This is a genomic window from Humidesulfovibrio idahonensis (assembly GCF_054657715.1).
On record NZ_BAAHYE010000003.1, the window covers coordinates 1558736 to 1577896 of the forward strand.

The window sequence follows — 19161 nt, forward strand, 5'->3', positions numbered from 1 at the left end:
CTCCTTTACTTGCTGATCCGGACACGGGTGGAGACGTGGGCCTCGCCGCCGCGCAGATCTTGTTCGTCCAGATGGGAGCCGGCGTCCGCGATGAGTTCGTTGTCGCCCACCCACTTCCCGGGCGAGGCTACCTTGCCCATGGTTTGGCCGAAGCCGTGGATGAGGCCCGCGCAACCGGGCTTGATCTTTTCGGTGAGGCGCACCGGAACGCGCACCTTGCCCGTGCCGGACTCCACCGTCACCATGGCCCCGTCGCTTACGCCGAGCTTTGTCCCGTCCAGGGGGTTCAGCAGCACAGGGTTCTCGTCGATGCCGGAGACGCTGTCGCGCAACTGGGCGTTGTTCTGCGACCAGGCTCCGGTGTTGTTGAGGAAGATGGTGCGGAAATTGACCAGGATGAACGGGAACTTGTCCTCGTCGCGGCGAAACTCGAGCGGCAACTCGGGGCTTGGCCAGTGCTGGCCTATGTCCTTGTACATCCGCCACTCCAGCTCGATCTTGCCGCTGGGGGTGTTGAACTTGCCCGCGTCCTCGTACTTGCGGAAGCCCACAGTGCCCGGCGACCACAGCGCGCCGCCCGCCAGCACCTTTTGCATGCTCATGCCAACGCCTGAAAGCTCGATGTCGTAGTACTCCACATCATCCTTGAAGGCGAAGAACTCCGGGAACATGCGCTTGCCGAGTTCGATCATGACGCGGTTGGCGTGGCGCGACTCGCCGATGGGAGCCACCACGGGCTGGCACACCGCGGCCGTGTGGCCGAAGTTGTACCACCAGGGCATGTACAGAAGCTCCCAGCGCTCGAAGTTGGTCTGGTCCGGCAGCACAAGGTCGGCCCACTTCATGGTCTCCGAGGGCAGTATCTCGGTGACCACGAAGAGCTCCAGCGCGTAGTCGCCCTTCTTGTCCTTCAGGGTCATGGCCTTGCGCCACTCGCCGGAGCCCATCTCGCTCAGCGCCGGGTTGCACTCCGAGGCGAAGAAGACCTTGAGGTTTCCTTCCTTGATGGCCTGGGCCGCGTACCAGGTGGGCTCCAGTATGAAGGTGTAGTGGTCGAACTTGCCGCGGTTGGGGCCAGTGCGGTGGTAGCCCAGTTCCTTCAGGTTCGGCGCGGGCGGCACCGGCTTCACCGGGGCCATGGGCGCGATCTCCGGCATGGGCTGGCCGCCGGGATTGTCCAGGTTGCCGGTGATGACCAGCAGGATGGACCAGGCGTGGCCCCAGTCCATGGCGTTGCCGTACATGATGGACTTGAAGGCGTCGACGCTGACGCTGGGCGCCTTGGCGCACATTTCGGCCAGCTTGACGATGTCCTTGGCCGGGACCTCGCAGATCCTGCTCATGGCCTCCGGGGTCTTGTCCTTCAGAAACGCCTTCAGCTTGTCCATGTCGCCCTCGCGCACCCACTTGTCGCAGAAGGCCTTGTTGTGAATGCCCTTCTTGAGCATGTGGCTGGCCATGCCCAGGAACAGGGCCGCGTCGCCGCCGGGCTTGATGGGGATCCACCAGTCGGCCTTGGCGGCCTCGGTGCGGAAGACGGGGTCGATGACGATGAGTTTGGCTCCGCGCTCCTTGGCGTTCAGGATGTCGCGCGGGACGCAGGCATCGTCCAGACAGCCGAAGGGGTGGCGGCCGGCCAGGATCATGATGCCGCCCCTCGGCACCGTGTAGTACATGGGCGCGATGTGGTGGTTGGGAAAGCAGCCGAAGGTGTGCAGGTGGGCCATGATCTTGGCCGAGTCGCAGTGCGGCAGGCCGGTGGAGATGAACCCGCCCACGGCGTTGACGAAGCGCCACTTGGGGTCCGTGGTGGAGTGCGGGAACATGGAGTAGGTGAACTTGTGGCCTTCGCCGCGCTTGATCAGCTCGCGCAGCTTCTTCTCCATGATGTCCAGGGCCTCGTCCCAGCCGATTTCCTTGAACTTGCCCTCGCCGCGCTCGCCCACGCGCTTGAGCGGCTTCTTCAGGCGCTCCTGGGAATAGAGCGTTGTGATGCCGGCCATGCCCTTGACGCACATCTTGCCGCGCGCGCGCGGATTGCCCTTGACCTCCTTGACCATGCCGTTTTCCACACGGGCCAGGATGGCGCATTCCGCCTTGCACTGATAGCAGACCGTGGGAATCCATTTGCCCTCATGCATAGTGCAGTCCTCCGTTCTTGGTGTGGAACGCGGGCGCGGACGCCCGCAGGTGTCCCCATGACAGGAGAGCGCGGGGCATGGAAAAGAGTTCCCGGAATTGACGCGAAAGTTGCATGATTCGTGATTCAGGCTGAGGCGGCCAGCAGCTCCGGGCAGGCGAATCCGGCCAGGGTGCAAGGCCCGGAGAGCACGCCTGCCTCTTGGGCCAAATGCAGGAAGGAGGTCATGCGGGACAGATCCGGGGCCAGGTCGTCGAAGCTCACGGAATCCACCAGCACCAGCCGGGCCAGACCCGGCTCGCTGCCGGTGCCGGCGGCCAGCACGTGGGCCGCAAACTCAAGGTCGCGGCGCACGCGGTCGCGGGAGGCGAGAAGCAGGCGCAGGTAGCCGGTCACCACTTCGGAGCGGCTTTCTGCGAACTCGCGGCGCACGGCCAGGATGCAGCAAAGATGGCCGGGAAGGATGTCGCGCGAGCGAAGCCGGAGCTGGCCCAAACCTTGGCTGGCGCACTTGGCGCTCCAGGGCTCGGCGCAGAAAAAACCGCCGATGCTGTTCTGCCGGAGCTGCAGCGGCACGCAGGAGGGGTTCACCACCTGGGTGGGCAGGTTGGCAAGATCGGGCAGCTCCTCCTTCAGCAGGTGCAGCAGCACGCGGTGGGTGGAGCGCTCGCCCGGCACACCCAGCATTCTGGGGCGCTGGGCGCTGTGCGAGACGAACAGCGCGCTGCCGTCATGGTGCCCGTCCATGACGTAGAGAAGCGGCGTGCCGGCCTGCCGCAGGCTTAAGGCCAACGGGGCCATGATGAAGGCCGCGTCCAACCGGCCGCGGGTCAGGTCGGCGGCGAGGGCGCCCCAGGAAAGATAGCGGCGCGACAAGAGCGGCAGGTTTCGGCCCTGGTTCAGACGGTCGGCGCACATGGCCAGCAGGTGGTCGGAGACGGGCATGAAGCCCACCCGGAACAAGCCCTCGCTGCGGAAGCGCGCCAAATGCTCCTGCAACCGGGGCCGTGCCATGAACAACCGCTTCTTGACCGTGCCTTCCGGCATGGCGCAGGCAAGGGCGACCTCGGGCACGGAGAGCCCCCGGCGGTAGTGCAGGCGGCATACATCGCGCAGGTGCATGGGCAGGGCTTCCAGCGCGGCGTCGAAGGCGGCGAGGAATTGCAGAGAGCACAGGGCATCCTCCGGGCCCTGGTCCAGAGCTGGGGGCAGGAGCCCCGACTCCGCCAGCTGCTCCAGCGAACTCTCCGGCGCCCGGTCCATGATCAGGCGCAGGCAATGCGAGCCGAGGATGGCCGCGAACCAGGCCGGCAAGGCCTCGGGCGCGCGCAGATCTGGGAGCTTTTGGTAGGCGGTGAGAAAGGCCTCCTGCACCGCGTCTTCCGGCTCAAGGCCGCGCGGCAACCTGCGCCGGGCGAAACGCAAGGCCCAGGGGGACAAACGGCCCACCAACTGGCGCCATGCGCCGCCGTTCCCTGTAAGCGCACTGTCGACAAGCGAATTCAGCGGGATGCGGGCAATCACTTGGGCACCGCCTTCCATCTGCGCCATTTTTGAAGACTTAGTGTGAATGTTAGCATCATTTGCCGGTTCGTCAATATGTTTTAATTAACATAATCGACAAGTTAGGCCGACATCGCCGGCACCCTGACCTTGCTGCGACCATGCAACGGGCAGTTCTCGTCGCAGCACTTGCCTGTGAAAATCTTTGCCATGGCATCCGGCCGCTTGCAGTGGTGTCGGGGCGCTGCCGGCGCTGTTCTCACGCAGCCGCCGGCAGCCTCTTCCACCGGCTCGATCTGGACATGGCGCGCGAAGCCGCGGAGTCAGGCGGGCGGTCTCGTCCCTCTGTGCCTTGCGGTCCCGTTTTCCTTTCAGCCCCGCGCGGAACCGGGCACCCAGCGCAGAGAATGACGGCCCTGGGGAACAGGTTCCTTGTCGGCCACTCGCCCGTTGGAAGAAGGTTGTGCGTTTCTTGTGGTTATCATCTAGAATAACAGACGATATTTCAATTTTCACGTCAATTCACGTGGAATGTCTTTGACGCCCGTCACTCTTGTCTATTCTCTCAATCATACGCGCACCAGGAAAGTCGCCATAGGCACAAGCGCTGGGAAATAAAGCAACGCGGGCAACATGGCCCGCGTCTCCGTCGGCCCCTAAAAGCAACACCAGGAGAATACCGTATGCGGAGCCACCTTAGCGGAAAGAACGCGCCCACGCTCATCAAGGCCCGGGCCAATTCGGCCGGTACCAGCCATGTGGTGAACACCCTGAACGACGCCGGCTCGGGATCGCTGCGCGAGGCTGCGGCCAGCGCTGTTGCGGGCGATCAGATCACCTTCGCCCAGGGGCTTGCCGGGACTATCGCCCTGGCCAGCGACCTGCCAGAGCTCAACGCCGTGACCATCGCCAACGCGGCGGGGATCACGCTCAGCCGCACCGGAGCCGACACCCTGGCCCGCGGTCTGGCGATCAAGGCGGACACGACCATCAGCGGCGCGCTGCCGGGCGCCGTCATCAGCGCAAGCACCGCCGACGGGGCCTACGTCAAGGGCATCTCCTGCCTGGGCGACCTGACCCTGGGCGATTTCGCGGGGTCCGTGAGCGCCACGGCCACAGGATCGGACACCGAGGCGGCCGGCATCGAACTGCCGAACCTTCTGACCATCGGAAACATCACGGGGTCGGTGACCGCAGCCAACAGCCACGGCCCGGCCAACAGCATCGGGGCCTACGGAGGACTGAGCGCAGGGAACATCCCCGGAACCATACGCGCCACGGCCGACGCCAGCGACGCCTGCGGTCTCTACTCCGAGACGCTGATCACCCTGCGTGAACTTTCCGGCGCGGTCACCGTCACGGCCGGCGGCGACGGCTACGGCCTCCTGGCGGAAAGCTGTCCGCTGAGCATGGGCGCCCTTTCCGGCACGGTCAGCGTCACGGCGGGCGGCAACGCCATTGGCGCGTGCGGCGCAACGCTCAGCCTGGGGGACATGACGGGCGAGGTCACGGTTGTCGGCAACGGCTGCACCGGCTTGGCCTCCGAGGGCACCCTCGGCATGGGCGCGCTCTCCGGCTCCATCAAAGCCACCGGCGCGGGGGCCAACTGCGGCGTCCTCAGCATCGGCAATCTTTCCATGTCCGGCTTGGCCGCCTCGGGGAGCATCACGTCCGTCTCCAGCGACGACGTGGTCATGGGTCTCTTTTGCTTCGGCGCGCTGACCATGGGCGGCGCGCTGGCCGGAACCATCACGACCACAGGCGCAGCCGAGGCCTTTGGCTGCCACTGTGCGGGAGCCCTCACCCTGGACGCCTTCAGCGGCTCCATAGCCACCCGTGGCGGCGGGCTGAGCATCGCCCTTGCCGGCGGCGGCGGCATGAACATCAACATCTCGGGCACGCTTTCCGGAGTGGACACCTCCGGCGAAGGCGAGGGCTACGCCCTGCGCAGCGGCTATTGGGACGGCAGCGACTGGGTTGCGGGCGAGGTAGGCAACACCGTGGTGCTGCTCGACGGCGCGCGCCTTACGGGCAAGGTGGACCTCGCCGGGGGCGACAACACCCTCGCCTTCGTCGGCAGCGACGTGGTCCTTGACGGCAGCGTCACCTGCAGTAGCAGCGGTTCCAGCGTCCTCATCGTCCAGGCCGCCGCGGTCATCGCCTCCGCCATCACCAACTTCACCACCTTCCAGAAGCTGGGCGACGGGATTCTGGATCTGCAGGCGGACTTGAACCTCGTTCCCGCAGGCCATGCGACCGTCAGCGAGGGCGAGCTGCGCCTGGCCGCTGGCCTCTCCGCCGCGAGCACAGAGATAGAGGGCGCGGCCACGTTCAGCGGCTCCGGCACGGTGACGGGCTCCCTCGCCAATGCCGGCGTGCTGGCGCCCACGGCCCTGGCCGTGAACGGCAGCCTGACGCTGACCGCCGACGGGACCCTGCGCCTCGCCGTGAGCGACGCAGGATTCAGCTCCGTCAGCGTAACGGGCGCCGCCGCCCTGGACGGCGTGCTGGAAATCGATGTGGATGCCGGATTTACGGCCGCAGGTGTGAGCATGGCCATACTCACGGCCACGGGCGGCTTCAGCGGAGACTTCGCCTCCGTGAGCGTCGTCGGCGGAGCATGGCAGGCCACCCTCGTGCATGAGGCGGGGCGCGTCACGTTGACGCTCAACACCTAGAACCCGGGCCGCGGCGCGCGGCACCTGGAATTTCGTCAGCGGCGTGCGCGGTTTGGTCCGTGGCGCACGCCGGGTTTGATCGGCAGCGGCGCAGACGGGCGCGCTTCGCCGCGCCGATGTGCAGGCAACGGACTCGTGCCGTTGGTGCGACAGTGCAAGGCCTCCCCCCCGGGACAGCACATTTGAGGCTCCATGCAGGACGGGTTCAAAAAGAGGACGGACAGGTCGGACAGGGCAGGCGCGCGACGCGGACCAAGAATTTGGGCGCTCGCGTTTCTGCTCGCCCTGGTCTTGCCCCTGGCCCTGGGGGGGCCGGCTGCCTCGGCCGCCACGTATGCCGTCACCTCCACGGCGGACACAGCCGTGGCAGGCACGCTGCGGTACGCCCTGACCAACGCCGCTGCGGGCGACACCATCAGCTTTGACGGCAGCCTCGCGGGGAGCACCATCACGCTCACCAGCGCGCTGCCTTCGGGCAAGGGCGTCACCTTCGCCAACGCGGCAGGCGTCACGGTCAGCTACGCCGCGGCCACCGCGAGCTCCATCGCCGGGCTGCAGTTCGCCTCCGGGGCGTCGGTTACAGGAGCCCTGCCCAATGTCACCCTTACGAACACCGGCCTCGGCCTCACTCGAGGCATCTATGACGCCGGATCGCTGACCCTGGACAGGCTGTCCAGCGCCGTCAACGTGACCGCGAGATACGCCTACGCCATTTATGGCAGCACGGGCCTGACCGTCACCAACGGCATTTCCGGCTCCGCCACGGCCACGTCCAACGTTTCCTCCGGCACGGCCTATGGCATCTATGGCTCGGCCGCCGTCATCACCATCGGCGGCATCTCCGGGTCCGTGGGCGCCAGCGCCACCAGCGGCACGGCATACGCCATCTACGACGGAAGCAAGAACATCATCATCACCGACGGCATCGCCGGGTCCGTCACCGCCGCCGCGTCGAGCGGCTCGACGTACGGCATCTACACCGGAGCCTTGGGGGCCAGCTATCCCACGGGCATAGCCATCAGCGGGGGCATTTCGGGCACGGTTTCCGCCACCTCCACGGGCGCTTCCGGCTCGGCCTACGCCATTGATGCGAACGGCAGCGGGCTCTCCATCAGCGGGGGCATTTCGGGCACGGTTTCCGCCACCTCGGCCGGCAACGGTTCGGCTTACGGCCTGTTCGGCAACACCACATACGCAAGCAGTCTGGACGGCGGGCTCAGCAGCACGGGCGTCATCTCCGCCACGGCCGCGGGAACCGGCTCGGCCTACGCCATCTCCGGCGGAACCGTCACCATCACGGGCGCCGACATCGCCGGGGCCATACGCGCGCAGGCGGGCGCAGGCGATGCCTACGGCATCTACGCGGCCAAGGCGCTCAGCATCGGCCAGGGCATCTCGGGCTCCGTCACCGCCACAAGCTCCGCAGGCACGGCTTCGGCGCTGTACGAGGTCGCGCAGGGCATAACCGCCGGGAACATCTCCGGCACCCTCACCGCCACTTCGACCAGCGGACTCGCCTATGGCGTGTATGCTCCGGGCGGCCTGACCCTGGGCGACATCTCCGGCGGCATCAGCGCCAGCGGCCCGCGCGCGTATGGGCTGTATGACGGCGGCTCCACGGCCGCCAACATCGGTAACATCACGGGCAGCGTGAGCGCCAGCTCCTCCGGCAGCGGGTACTACACCTGCGGCGCCCTCAACTGCATCGGCAGGGCAGTGGCCATCTACGCCGGCAGCTCCGGCTCGCTCACCACCGGCAACATTTCCGGCACGGTGAGCGCCACCTCCACGGGCGACGAGGCCAGCGGCTACAGGCCGTACGCGGCCGGTCTGTATTCCATCGGCGCCCCGGTCACCACCGGCGCCATCTCCGGCACGGTGAGCGCCACCGCCTCCGGCAGCGGCGGCAACGCCTACGGCATCTATTCCAGCGGGAGCCTGACCACCGGCACCATCTCCGGCACCATCAGCGCCACGGCAAGCGGCGGTGGCACGGCCGCGGGCATCGTGGCCACCTCCGGTTCCGACATGACCATCTCCGGCACGGTGAGCGCCACGAACGCATCGCCCTCCGGCTGGGCGTACGCCATCCTGAACAAGTCTTACAGCCAGGACTACGACACCTGGAGCGACACAAGCGGCGTGGACAATATAACGCTTTTGAGCGGGGCGAAGCTGCTGGGCAAGGTGGACCTTTCCGGCGGCAACGACACGGTGACCTTCAACAGCTCGAACGTCACCATCAGCGGGCTTATGGACGGCGGCACCGGCACCGACACCATCGCCCTGACCGGCGCGGGCGACTTCAGCGGCTATTCCATCGCCAACTTCGAGCGGCTGACCAAGTCCGGCAGCGGAACCTGGACGCTGAGCCAGAACATGGACCTTGGCTCCACGGGCGCGACCACGGTGAACAGCGGCACCCTCGCCGTGAACGCCACCCTCACCTCGCCCACTGTCGGCGTGGCCGGCGGGGCGACCCTCTCCGGCGCGGGAACCATCGTGGGCGACGTGACCAACAGCGGCACGGTCTCGCCGGGCAACACCGGCGGCACGCTGACGGTAACGGGCAACTACACCCAGACCTCCGGCTCCACCCTGAACATAAGCTTGAGCAACACGGGGTGCAGCCTGCTGGATGTCTCCGGCACGGCCACCCTGAACTCCGGCAGCGGACTGTCTGTGGCGGCCTCGCTGACCCCAGGCTATTACTCCAACGGCCAGAGCTATACGTTTTTGAAGGCCGCGGGCGGCATTACCGGCTCCTTCGACACAGTGTCCATAACCGGCAGCACCTTCCTCAACTTCACCCTCGCCGAGACGGCCACGGCGTATAAATTGGTGTTGAGCCGCAACGGCTACACCTCGGCGTCGAGCACCCGCAACGGCTACAACGTGGGGCAGGCTTTGGATCTCGCCGCGGTTTCGCCCGGCGCCTCCATGCAAAACGCCCTCGCCCTGGTGGATTTCGCCTCGTCGAGCAAGAGCGCGAGCATGCTGGACCAGTTGGGACCGGCCGCCTATGGCGCCATGGGCCGGACTTCCCTTTCCTCCATGCGCTTGTTCTCCAACGCGGCCAACAGCCAGCTTCTGGCCGCCGGGCAGGCCAGGACCAACGCGCCGGGCTGGGACCTGGCGCTGGCTGATTTCACGGGGCTTACCGGTGGAGCCAACGTTTCCGCCGCCGCCAAATTCGCCGCCTCGGACCGGATCATGGCGGCCGGGCCGCTGGGGCTTGAGCCCGTGAACCTGCTGCACGCGCCCGACCAGAACATGTACCTCGTGCCCATCGGCACCTACACGCGGCAAGCGGCAGGCGACGACGCCACCGGGTATAAGGGGCTGACATACGGCCTGACGGGCGGGGTGCTCATCCCCATGGACGAGCGCTTCGGCATGGCCGTGCAGCTGGGCTATGCCCACTCCGCGCTGGACTTCCTGAACTCGTCCTCCACCGCCGACATCGACCATTTCGTGGCTGGCGCGTTCGGCATGTATGCCGAGGGCGGGTACTACGGGGTGGCCAATGTGCAGGCGGGACTGGCCTACAACACCATGCGCCGCAGGGTGGACTTCGGCACCAGCACGGTGACGGCCACCGGGCATCCCATCACCTATACCCTTGGAACGGGCATCGACGTGGGCCGGGACTACGAATTGCGGCCAGGCGTGTGGGCCGGCCCCGTGGCCGGGCTGCAGACCGCGCGCATCACCAATTCGAGCTTCACCGAGAACGGGGCGGACGCGCTCAACCTTTCCGTGGCCGAGGACACCGCCTATTCCCTCAAGTCCACATTGGGCCTGCGCCTGCACTCCGAGCACGACGCCGACCCCGGAGCCAGAATCTCCACGGAGTTCTCCCTGCGCTGGGCCCACGAATTTTGGGACGGCTCGCGCAACATCCGGGCTTCCTTCGAGGGAGCGCCGGGGATTTCCTTCAATGGGCTCACCAACGCGGCCGACGCCGACGCCATTCTGCTCGGCGCCGGTGTCACCTACAAGCCAGAGGGCCGCTTCGCCTACTTTGCCAAGTACAATGGTGAAGTCTCCGGCGAACGCCACCAGGCGCATTCCGTCATGGTCGGCGTGAACGTGGCGTTTTGAGAGCGCATCGAGTGGGCCGCCCGGCTATCGGCACGTCTTGAAAATGCGAGCAGACGATTCGTTCGCGCACAGTGTCGGGGTCGAGATTGCGAACGGATTCCAGCCCCATCGCCTGATAGTGGGGTAGGGTTTGGAACGCTGGGCCGGGCTTATGGTCATGAACGTCCTGCCGATTGCCAATCCCGTTTCCACATGCCGCCAGGGCACGGACCAGCCTGCGGCGTTGCGTCTACGCGGGCGTGTCGCCTTGCTGTCCGGCATCGACATTTTTGCAGTGTCGATAGCGCGCGGCTATAGGCTTGGCTATCATCATCGGCACTGCTACTCATCCGCAGAGAAAATCAAATTCGTGCCGCTGGCTGCGGGCGCGGCGTGTTCGCCGGAATTCCGCAAGCCCTGGACGTTGCACGGGCTTTGCCCGGCAACGGAAGCGCCACGCCACCACGAGAAGGACCCCCCCATGCGTCAACTGCTCCCCGTCTTTGCCTTGCTGCTCGCCGCGTTGCTGGTATCCGCATGCACATTCTATAGCTCAGACCCTGACATCGCCAGACTTGAGCGTGCGGCGGAGCAGGCACCCAAGGGCCCGACGCCGGCGATTTATATGAGCCCTGCGGAGATGTATCCGGACAACGCGCAAGCGCAGGCGTTGGTCAAGGCGGCCAGCAAAGGCGACATTAAGGAAATCGACCGGCTGATCGACGCAGGGGCCGACCCGAACGCCGTTGGCACATATGGTATGACCGTGCCCGGTTGGGTGCTGTACCACCCGAACAAGGCCGGGTTCCGGCGCTTGCTTGAGCGCGGGGCCGACCCGAACAAAATCTGGTATGATAAGGACAGGGCCCAGTCATCACTCTTGCATTTGGCAGTCGCACTAACTGAAAAGCTCGGAACAGACTATCTTAAAATGTGCCTGGAGATTGGGAAAGGGAATCCGAACCTTGAACCACCGGATCATAGAGAACGGCCAATCGTTGTAGGTGTTCGGAATTACAGTCCGCAAGCATTTTGGGTGCTCTATAATGCCGGAGCAGAACTTGACTACAAGATACGAGATCCATACAGTACAGATTCTCTTGCAGATAAAGCATCAGTGTTTTGTCATTATGACATTTTGCTATTCATGCTTCACAAAGGTGTTCATTATACATCTCTAAGGGGCCATGGCATAGATATGCACACAAGCATACAGTCAGATATCGATCGCGGCTTTGCAGGAGATAAAACAGATACACAATACATGTGGTTTTGGCGTTGTGTAAAGTTCCTTGAGGAGCGTGGCATGACATTCCATTATGGCATTTACTCGCCGCCCGCCGTGCTGGACACCACCCCGCCGGAATCGCTGAATACCGCGGCGGGGCAAGCTGCCGCACTGCCGAAGAACATCAACATGCTGATGCAGCAGGTGGACCTGACCTATCCGCTGCCCGTCTGGGCGGACACGCCGGAGACCCACGAGAACGTGCAGATTCGGCAGCAGCAAAAGGCCGGGACGATCATCCTCGACTACCTGCCGCAGAACCAGACCGAGAGCGACTGGAAATCCGTCTACACCGTCATGACGACCTACACGCCGGGCACGAGCCTCGACCAAGCCGCGCGCATGGCGCTGGAGACGATGCGCAAGGGCCTCGGCAAAAACGCGACCATCGTCACCGAAGAGAGCACGCAAGACCACCAGATTCTGCACTTCGCCAGCGCGGACGCCTCTGGCCCGGAAGGCGTCGTGTACATCGGCCGGTTCCTGGACACCATCGTGACGGTCCGCGAGACATGGCGCTCCATCGACGCCACCACGGCCAACGCCTACCGCGCCAAGGCCCTTGCCGGAATGCGCCAGGTCGTCATGAAGAAGGGGCTGACCGTCCTGCCTATGAACTAAAGGAAAGGTCCATGCGTCAACTGCTCCCCGTCTTTGCCTTGCTGTTCGTCGCGCTTCTCTTCTGCGGCTGCGCACGCACGGAATACGATGTCCTGTTTGACAAGCTCGACAGCTCTGAAGCCAAGTATTTACGTAACAAGAGGCTACTTACAGACTGGGACGTTTCCGAGTTGTTCCCTGGAAATCCACAGGCGCAAGCTTTGGCTACGGCCGCAGGAAAAGGTGATGTCCAGAAAATCGACCAGTTGATAGACGCTGGAGCGGACCCGAATGCCTCTGGGGTATACGGCCAGACTGTCCCGGCGTGGTTGGTGTTACATCCCAACGAGAAGGGGTTCCGCCGACTGCTGGAGCGTGGGGCAGACCCTAATCGCGTGTGGGTTGATGATTCCTCACCGGTTGAGAATCGTTGTTTGCCGAGTTCACTTCTGCATTATGTGACAGAATATTCATATCGGATTGGGCCTGAGTATTTGAAAATGTGTCTTGAGATAGGTAAAGGGGATCCAAACCTTCAACTCCCGGTTACCGGACGTCCAATCAGTTTTGCTTTGGGTACTGATCAGCGAGAGGCTTTTGCTGTACTCTACAACGCCGGCGCACAAATTGATTATCGCATTGATGACTTAACTGCGACGTACTCACTAATTCAAGCGGCAGCAACTATTGAGAATTATGAGCTTGTTTTGTTTATGCTAGAAAGAGGAGTTGACTATACACATTCTGGAAATGGTTATACAAAAAACTTATTAGATCTTATGCAATCAGAGATACATAGGTTCTCTCTTCCGAGATCTACTAATAACAACCAATATATGTATTTTTGGAGATGTGTTGATTATTTAGAAAAACACGGTGTGCCTTTTGATATTTCAACAGATTATAAGAAGTGTAGCCCGGGAGGATGTGCTCCTATTGTTCGCCCAAGTGTCCTTGCTACGACACCGGTGGATTACCTAAAGAAGGTAGAGGATCAAGACGATTGGCGTCACAGATTTCAGCTGAAAGAGCTTTTCCGTTTCTAAACTGAGCACATCAAGTGATTTTGAAGAGGAGTGTTCGCGTGGTGGAGAGTTCCACCGACACTCTGGGCAGTCATGCACCAGGTCGTCATGAAGAAGGGGCTGACCGTCCTGCCTATGAACTAAAGGAAAGGTTCATGCGTCAACTGCTCCCCGTCTTTGCCTTGCTGTTCGCCGCGCTTCTCTTCTGCGGCTGCGCACGCACGGAATACGATGTCCTGTTTGACAAGCTCGACAGCTCTGAAGCCAAGTATTTACGTAACAAGAGGCTACTTACAGACTGGGACGTTTTCGAGTTGTTCCCTGGAAATCCACAGGCGCAAGCTTTGGCTACGGCCGCAGGAAAAGGTGATGTCCAGAAAATCGACCAGTTGATCGACGCCGGAGCGGACCCGAATGCCTCTGGTGTGTATGGTTGGACTGTCCCAGTGTGGGTGGTCATACATCCCAACGAGAGGGGGTTTCGCCGCCTGCTGGAACGTGGGGCCGACCCCAACAGGGTATGGATTGATAACTCCTCGCCGGTTGGAGAGCGAAAGTCGCCGTACTCGCTCCTGCATTATGTGACAAGAAACACATATCGGATTGGACCTGAGTATTTGAGAATGTGCCTTGAGATAGGCAAAGGCAATCCAAACCTCCAGTTCCCGGTTACCGGACGTCCAATCAGTGAAGCTTTAGCAACAGATCAGCAAGAGGCCTTTATTGTATTGTACAACGCAGGTGCACAAATTGATTATCGAATTGATGATCTCACGGCTACGTACTCGCTAATTCATGAAGCAGCAAATAACGTGAATTATGAACTTGTTTTGTTCATGCTTGAAAAGGGAGTTGATTATACCCACTCAGGGAATGGATATATAAAAAGTTTAGTTGATAAAATGCAAAATAAAATACATAGGGACAATCTCCCAAGAAATAGTAACGACAAACAATACATGTATTTTTGGAGATGTGTTGATTTCTTGGAAAAGCATGGAGTACATTTCGATATTTCAACAGATTATAAAAAGTGTAGCCCGGCTGGGTGTGCTCCTATTGTTCGTCCAAGTATCCTTGATACGACGCCGGTGGATTACTTGAAACCGAAGGAGCAAGACAATTGGCGTCAACGATTTAAGCTGAAAGAGCTTTTTCGTTTCTAGCTTGAGCACATCAAGTGATTTTGAAGAGGAGTGTTCGCGTGGTGGAGAGTTCCACCGACACTCTGGGCAGTCATGCGTCAGGTCGTCATGAAGAAGGGGCTGACCGCACTGCCGAAGAACTAGACCCGCGCACAGGGAGGAACGCCGGGGCGGGTCCGCGCAATCGATTGCAACAGGCCCCTGTGGTCGGTTAGGCTCGCTTCGGGCCACTTTCGGCCGCCACGATCTTGAGAAGGAGCCTCCCCTTTGCGCATTCTCCACTTGGCCGATCTGCACTTGGGCAAGCTGGTCCACGAGGTCGCCATGACCGACGATCAGGCCCACGTGCTGGAGCAGGTCCTGGCGATGGTCCGCGAGAGCCGCGTCGACGTCGTGGCCATCAGCGGCGACGTGTACGACCGCGCCATTCCTCCCGTGGCCGCCACGCAGCTCATGGACGGCTTCCTGTCCCGCCTGGTGCTCGACCTCGGCGTGCGCGTGGTGCTCACCCCCGGCAACCACGACAGCCCGGAGCGCCTCTCCTTCGGCAGCAAGCTCTTGAGCGGCCGGGGCCTGTTCATCGCGCCCGGTCTGCCGGGAGATATAGTCCCTGTGACGCTGGACGACGCCCATGGCCCGGTCACGTTTTTCCCCCTGCCGTACGTGACCCCGGTGATGCTCAAGCGCGCCGAGGACGACCTGGCCACGGGCGATTTCAACGAGGCCCTGGGCCGCGTCATGTCCGGGCTGCCGGAATGCGCGGGCCGCAGCGTGTGCCTGGCCCATTGCTTTACCCTTGGCGGCGATGCCTGCGACTCCGAACGCCCCCTGTCCATCGGCGGGTCGTGCCATGTGGAGCCCGCGCACTTCGGGCGCTTCAGCCTCTCGTTGCTGGGGCACCTGCACCGGCCGCAAAAGGTGGCCGAGACCGTGTTCTATGCGGGCAGCCCCCTCAAGTATTCCTTTTCCGAGGCCGGGCACGTCAAAAGCGCCGCGCTGTACGACCTCGCGGCCGACGGGAGCTTCAAGCGGGAGCTGCTGCCGCTCTCGCCCCGGCACGACATGCGCCGGATCTCCGGCGAGCTGGACGCGCTGCTGGCCGCGGCCGCGGCCGACGCGGGCAGGGACGACTACCTGTGGATCGAGCTGACGGACAAGGGCGCGCTCTTCGACTACGCGTCCAAGCTGCGCGACGCCTACCCCAATGTGCTGAACATCAGCCGCGCGGCGTATCAGGCGGCCGGGCAGGGCGAGGACGGGGCTGGCGGCATCGAGGTGCGCGGCAAGACCGAGTGGGAGATCGCCCGGGCCTTTTTCCGCCACGTGACCGACGCCGAACTGGACCCCGGCGAGGAGGACGTGCTGCGCGCCGTGGTGGAGGAGATGCTCCAGGCCGAGGGCGCGGAGCCCGCGAACCTGGCAAGCCCCGCCAATACGGCCAGCCAGCCGGAAACGGCTGGGCAGGCGGACAGGCAGGTGCTATCGTGAAGCCGCTGATCCTGATCCTGCGGGCCTTTGGCCCCTTTGCCGGAGAGCAGTCCGTGGACTTCACCCGCACCGGCACCAACCCCTTCCTGCTCATCAACGGGCCCACGGGCGCGGGCAAAACCTCGCTTCTGGACGGCCTGTGCTTCGCCCTTTACGGCAAGGCCAGCGGCGAGGCGCGGGAGAAGCAGAACGACCGTTTTCTGCGCTCCCAGTGGGCCAGGCCGGAGGCCGAATGCTCGGTGGGCCTGCGTTTCCAGATCGGGGCGCGTCGCTTCTTCATCGAGCGCAAGCCCACGCAGTTCGTGCATTCGCGTGGCAAGACCGTGGAGCGCCAGCACCGCGTGGAGTTCTACGAGGTGGACGCCGAAGGCCAGGTGCTGGGCGAGCGGCTGTCCAAGGTGGGCGAGGTGGACGCCCGCGTGGAGGAGCTTGTGGGCTTCACCTGCGAGCAGTTCCGCCAGGTGATGGTGCTGCCCCAGGGCGAGTTCCGGCGGCTGCTGCTGGCCAAGAGCGACGAGAAGGAGAAGATCCTGCAGAAGCTCTTCGGCACCGAGAAGTACAAACTGGCCGAGGAGGCCCTGAAGCGCCGCCGCACCGCGCTGTTTGACCAGCTCACCGCCCTGCGCACCGGCATGGAGGCCATCCTCTCGGCCAAGGGCGCGGCCGGCGTGGAGGACTTGGAGTCGCGCCTGGCCGAGGCCAAGGCCCTGCGGCAGGAGCGCCAGGCCGAACTTTCCGGCGCGCGCCTGCGCCTGGCCGCCGCCCAGGCCGCCGCCGCCCAGGCCCAGGCCGTGGACAAGGACTTTGCGGAGCGCGAACAGGCTGGCGCGGCGCTGGAGCGGCTGCGGGCCGGATCCGCCGCCATGGACGCCCAGGCCCGCCGGGCGGAGCGCGCCTTCAAGGCTCTGGAGCACGCGGATCTTGAGGCGGCCATTTTGCGGGGCGAGCAGGCTGCCAAGGACAGCGAGGCCGAGCTGCGCGCCCTGGCCGTGTCCATCGAGACCTTGGCCGGCCAGAAGGCCCAGGCCCAGGCTGCGCTGGAGCTGGCCAGCCAGGAGCGGGACAAGACCCCGGCGTACGCGGCCGAGCAGGAGCGCCTTTCGGCGCAGCTGCAGCTTTTGCAGGAGCGCGACGCCGCGCGAAAGACCCTGGCTCAGGCCGTGGCGGACGAGGGCAGGGCCCGGGTCCAGGTGGAGCAGGCCGCGGCCCTGCTCGCAGCCAGCGACCAGCGCCTGGCGGAACTCTCGGCGGAGATCGAGAGCCTGTCGCTGCAGGCGGGAGACGTGGCCCGGCTGGACATGGACATCAAGCGCCTGGAAGGTCTGGCGCAGCTGCGCACGCAGTTGGAAAAGCTGCTGCGCGGCCAGGCCAAGGCGCAAGCGGAGCTGGAAGCGGCTGAGGAACAGGTGGCGCAGTACGAGGAGGATTACGCCACAGCCAGAGAGACGCGCCAGGACATGCAGCAGGCCCTGCTGGACGGGCAGGCGCTGCTTTTGGCGGCGGGTCTGGCCGAGGGCGAGCCTTGCCCGGTGTGCGGCGCCACGGACCATCCGTACCAGGGGGCGCACCCGGCGGCGAACGCCGAAAATGTTCCCGCGGCCGAGGACCTGGACCGGGCCGAGCGCCAGGAAGGCATTGCCGAACTGGACCTGGATAAGGCCCGCAAGATTGCGGAGGAAGCGCGCGCCGGGCTCGCCGGGCTTGCGGGCGGCCTGGAGCATTGCCGCGCCGCCCTGGGCGAGGAGGCCCAGACCCCTGCGGCGGACCTCGCCGCAAGGGTGCGGCAGGCCAAAGCCGCGCTCGCTCTTGCGACTGCGCAGGGTGAGCAGCTTGGCCGCTGCAAGCAGGAGCGCGAGACCCTTGCCGCAACGCGGCGGGAGCTTTTGGAGCGGCAGGCGGCGGCAGAGCGGGCGCGGGCAGGCGCGGCCGCGGCGCAGGCGCAGGCGCAGGCCCTTGTGACCCGGGCCGAGTCCGGCGCGGGCGATGCCGACGCGGCGGGCGTGCGGCTCCGGCTGGAGGAGCTGGCGCGGTTGATTCCCGTTGCGGAGCGGAACTTTCAGGCGGCGCAGCAGGCGCTCACCGGACTGGAGTCGCAGCTGGGCACGCGCCAGGGCCAGCGCGAGAGCCTGTCGCAGGTGGCGCAGGCGGCGGCCCTGCAATTGGCGGAGCAGCGCCGGACCTTTGACCTGCGGCTGCTCACCGATGGCTTCCTGACGTCCGAGGAGTACCGCGAGGCCAAGCTGCCCCGCGCCAAGGCGGAGTCCCTGCGCCAGGAGGTGGCGACGTTCCATGAGTCCCTGGCCGCGGCCAAGGACAGGTCCGCCCGGGCCGAGGCCGCCTGCGCGGAGAAGATGCGGCCGGATCTGGCCGGGATCGTGGCGGCGCAGCAGGCGGCGGCTGCGGTTGTGGACCGTCTGAACCACGACCTCGGCGAGCTGGGCACCCAGCAGGAGGGCCTGCTGGAGGCGTTGCGGGCCATTGGCGAAAAAGCGGCGCGCAGCAAGGAGCTGGAGGCCAGCTATGCCGTCGTTGGCAGGCTGGCCAAGCTGGCCGGGGGCGACAACCCCCTGCGCATGACCCTGCAGCGCTATGTTTTGGCCGCGCTGTTCGAGGAAGTGGCCCGCGCCGCCTCGGAGCGGCTCTCGCGCATGAGCCGGGGGCGCTATCACCTGGTGCGGGCGGACGCGGCCCGCGACGGCCGGAGCACCGGCGGCCTGGACCTGGACGTGACCGACGCCTTCATCGGCGAAACGCGCCCGGCCTCGACCCTTTCCGGCGGCGAGTCCTTCCTGGCCGCCCTGGCCCTGGCCCTCGGCCTGTCCGACGTGGTCATGGCCCAGCAGGGCGGGCGGCGCCTGGACTGCATCTTCATCGACGAGGGCTTCGGCTCCCTGGACGGCGAGACCCTGGAGGACGCCCTGAACACCCTGATGGAACTGAACGACGCGGGCCGGCTCATCGGCATCATCTCCCACGTGGGCGAGCTCAAGGAGCGCATCGACGCGCGCATCGACGTGCTGCCCTCCAAGGCCGGAAGCACCATCAGGCAGGTGAACTGCTGAGGCGTGGCTCCCCGCTGCGCCCCATGGCCGGGGTTGGTTTCCGGGGCAGCGCGGCCTTGCGGATGCGGCGAGAATTTTTCGCACCAGTGCCGCGTGGCGGGGATTGAGTCCCAGCGGGGTTTCCCGGCCATACGAGGCCGTTTCCCGGT

General features: G+C 64.5%; 9 protein-coding genes. 7 read left to right on the forward strand and 2 right to left on the reverse strand.

Annotation, left to right across the window (positions count from 1 at the left end; genetic code table 11):
• Positions 1-5: 5 nt before the first annotated feature.
• Positions 6-2141, reverse strand: a complete 2136-nt coding sequence (locus tag ACYQ4W_RS13330; RefSeq protein WP_459857510.1) for a molybdopterin-containing oxidoreductase family protein — start codon at positions 2139-2141, stop codon at positions 6-8.
• 125 nt (positions 2142-2266) lie between these two features.
• Positions 2267-3691 (reverse strand): sigma-70 family RNA polymerase sigma factor, encoded by a 1425-nt coding sequence (locus ACYQ4W_RS13335; RefSeq protein WP_459857512.1) that lies wholly within the window; start codon positions 3689-3691, stop codon positions 2267-2269.
• A 635-nt stretch (positions 3692-4326) separates the two neighbouring features.
• Between ACYQ4W_RS13335 and ACYQ4W_RS13340 the strand changes: the two genes are divergently transcribed.
• The 7 genes from ACYQ4W_RS13340 (at position 4327) to ACYQ4W_RS13370 (ending at position 19012) form a co-directional block, all read left to right on the forward strand.
• Entirely contained in the window at positions 4327-6321 is a 1995-nt protein-coding gene (locus ACYQ4W_RS13340) for a beta strand repeat-containing protein (protein ID WP_459857515.1), read from the forward strand.
• A 363-nt stretch (positions 6322-6684) separates the two neighbouring features.
• Positions 6685-10425: an autotransporter outer membrane beta-barrel domain-containing protein gene (locus ACYQ4W_RS13345; protein WP_459857518.1), complete on the forward strand. Its 3741-nt coding sequence runs from the start codon at positions 6685-6687 to the stop codon at positions 10423-10425.
• A 151-nt stretch (positions 10426-10576) separates the two neighbouring features.
• Positions 10577-12313 carry an ankyrin repeat domain-containing protein gene (locus ACYQ4W_RS13350; RefSeq protein WP_459857521.1) on the forward strand — a complete coding sequence of 579 codons (1737 nt, stop codon included), beginning with the start codon at positions 10577-10579 and terminating at the stop codon, positions 12311-12313.
• A gap of 11 nt (positions 12314-12324) precedes the next feature.
• Positions 12325-13338, forward strand: coding sequence for an ankyrin repeat domain-containing protein (locus tag ACYQ4W_RS13355; RefSeq protein WP_459857524.1), 1014 nt, complete (start codon positions 12325-12327; stop codon positions 13336-13338).
• Between the two features lie 38 nt (positions 13339-13376).
• A complete protein-coding gene (locus ACYQ4W_RS13360; RefSeq protein WP_459857527.1) occupies positions 13377-14483 on the forward strand; it encodes an ankyrin repeat domain-containing protein in 1107 nt (368 codons plus the stop codon).
• 246 nt (positions 14484-14729) lie between these two features.
• Entirely contained in the window at positions 14730-15950 is a 1221-nt protein-coding gene (locus tag ACYQ4W_RS13365) for an exonuclease SbcCD subunit D (protein ID WP_459857529.1), read from the forward strand.
• A complete protein-coding gene (locus ACYQ4W_RS13370) occupies positions 15947-19012 on the forward strand; it encodes an AAA family ATPase (protein WP_459857531.1) in 3066 nt (1021 codons plus the stop codon). Before ACYQ4W_RS13365 ends, ACYQ4W_RS13370 begins: the two co-directional genes overlap by 4 nt.
• Positions 19013-19161: the final 149 nt, after the last annotated feature.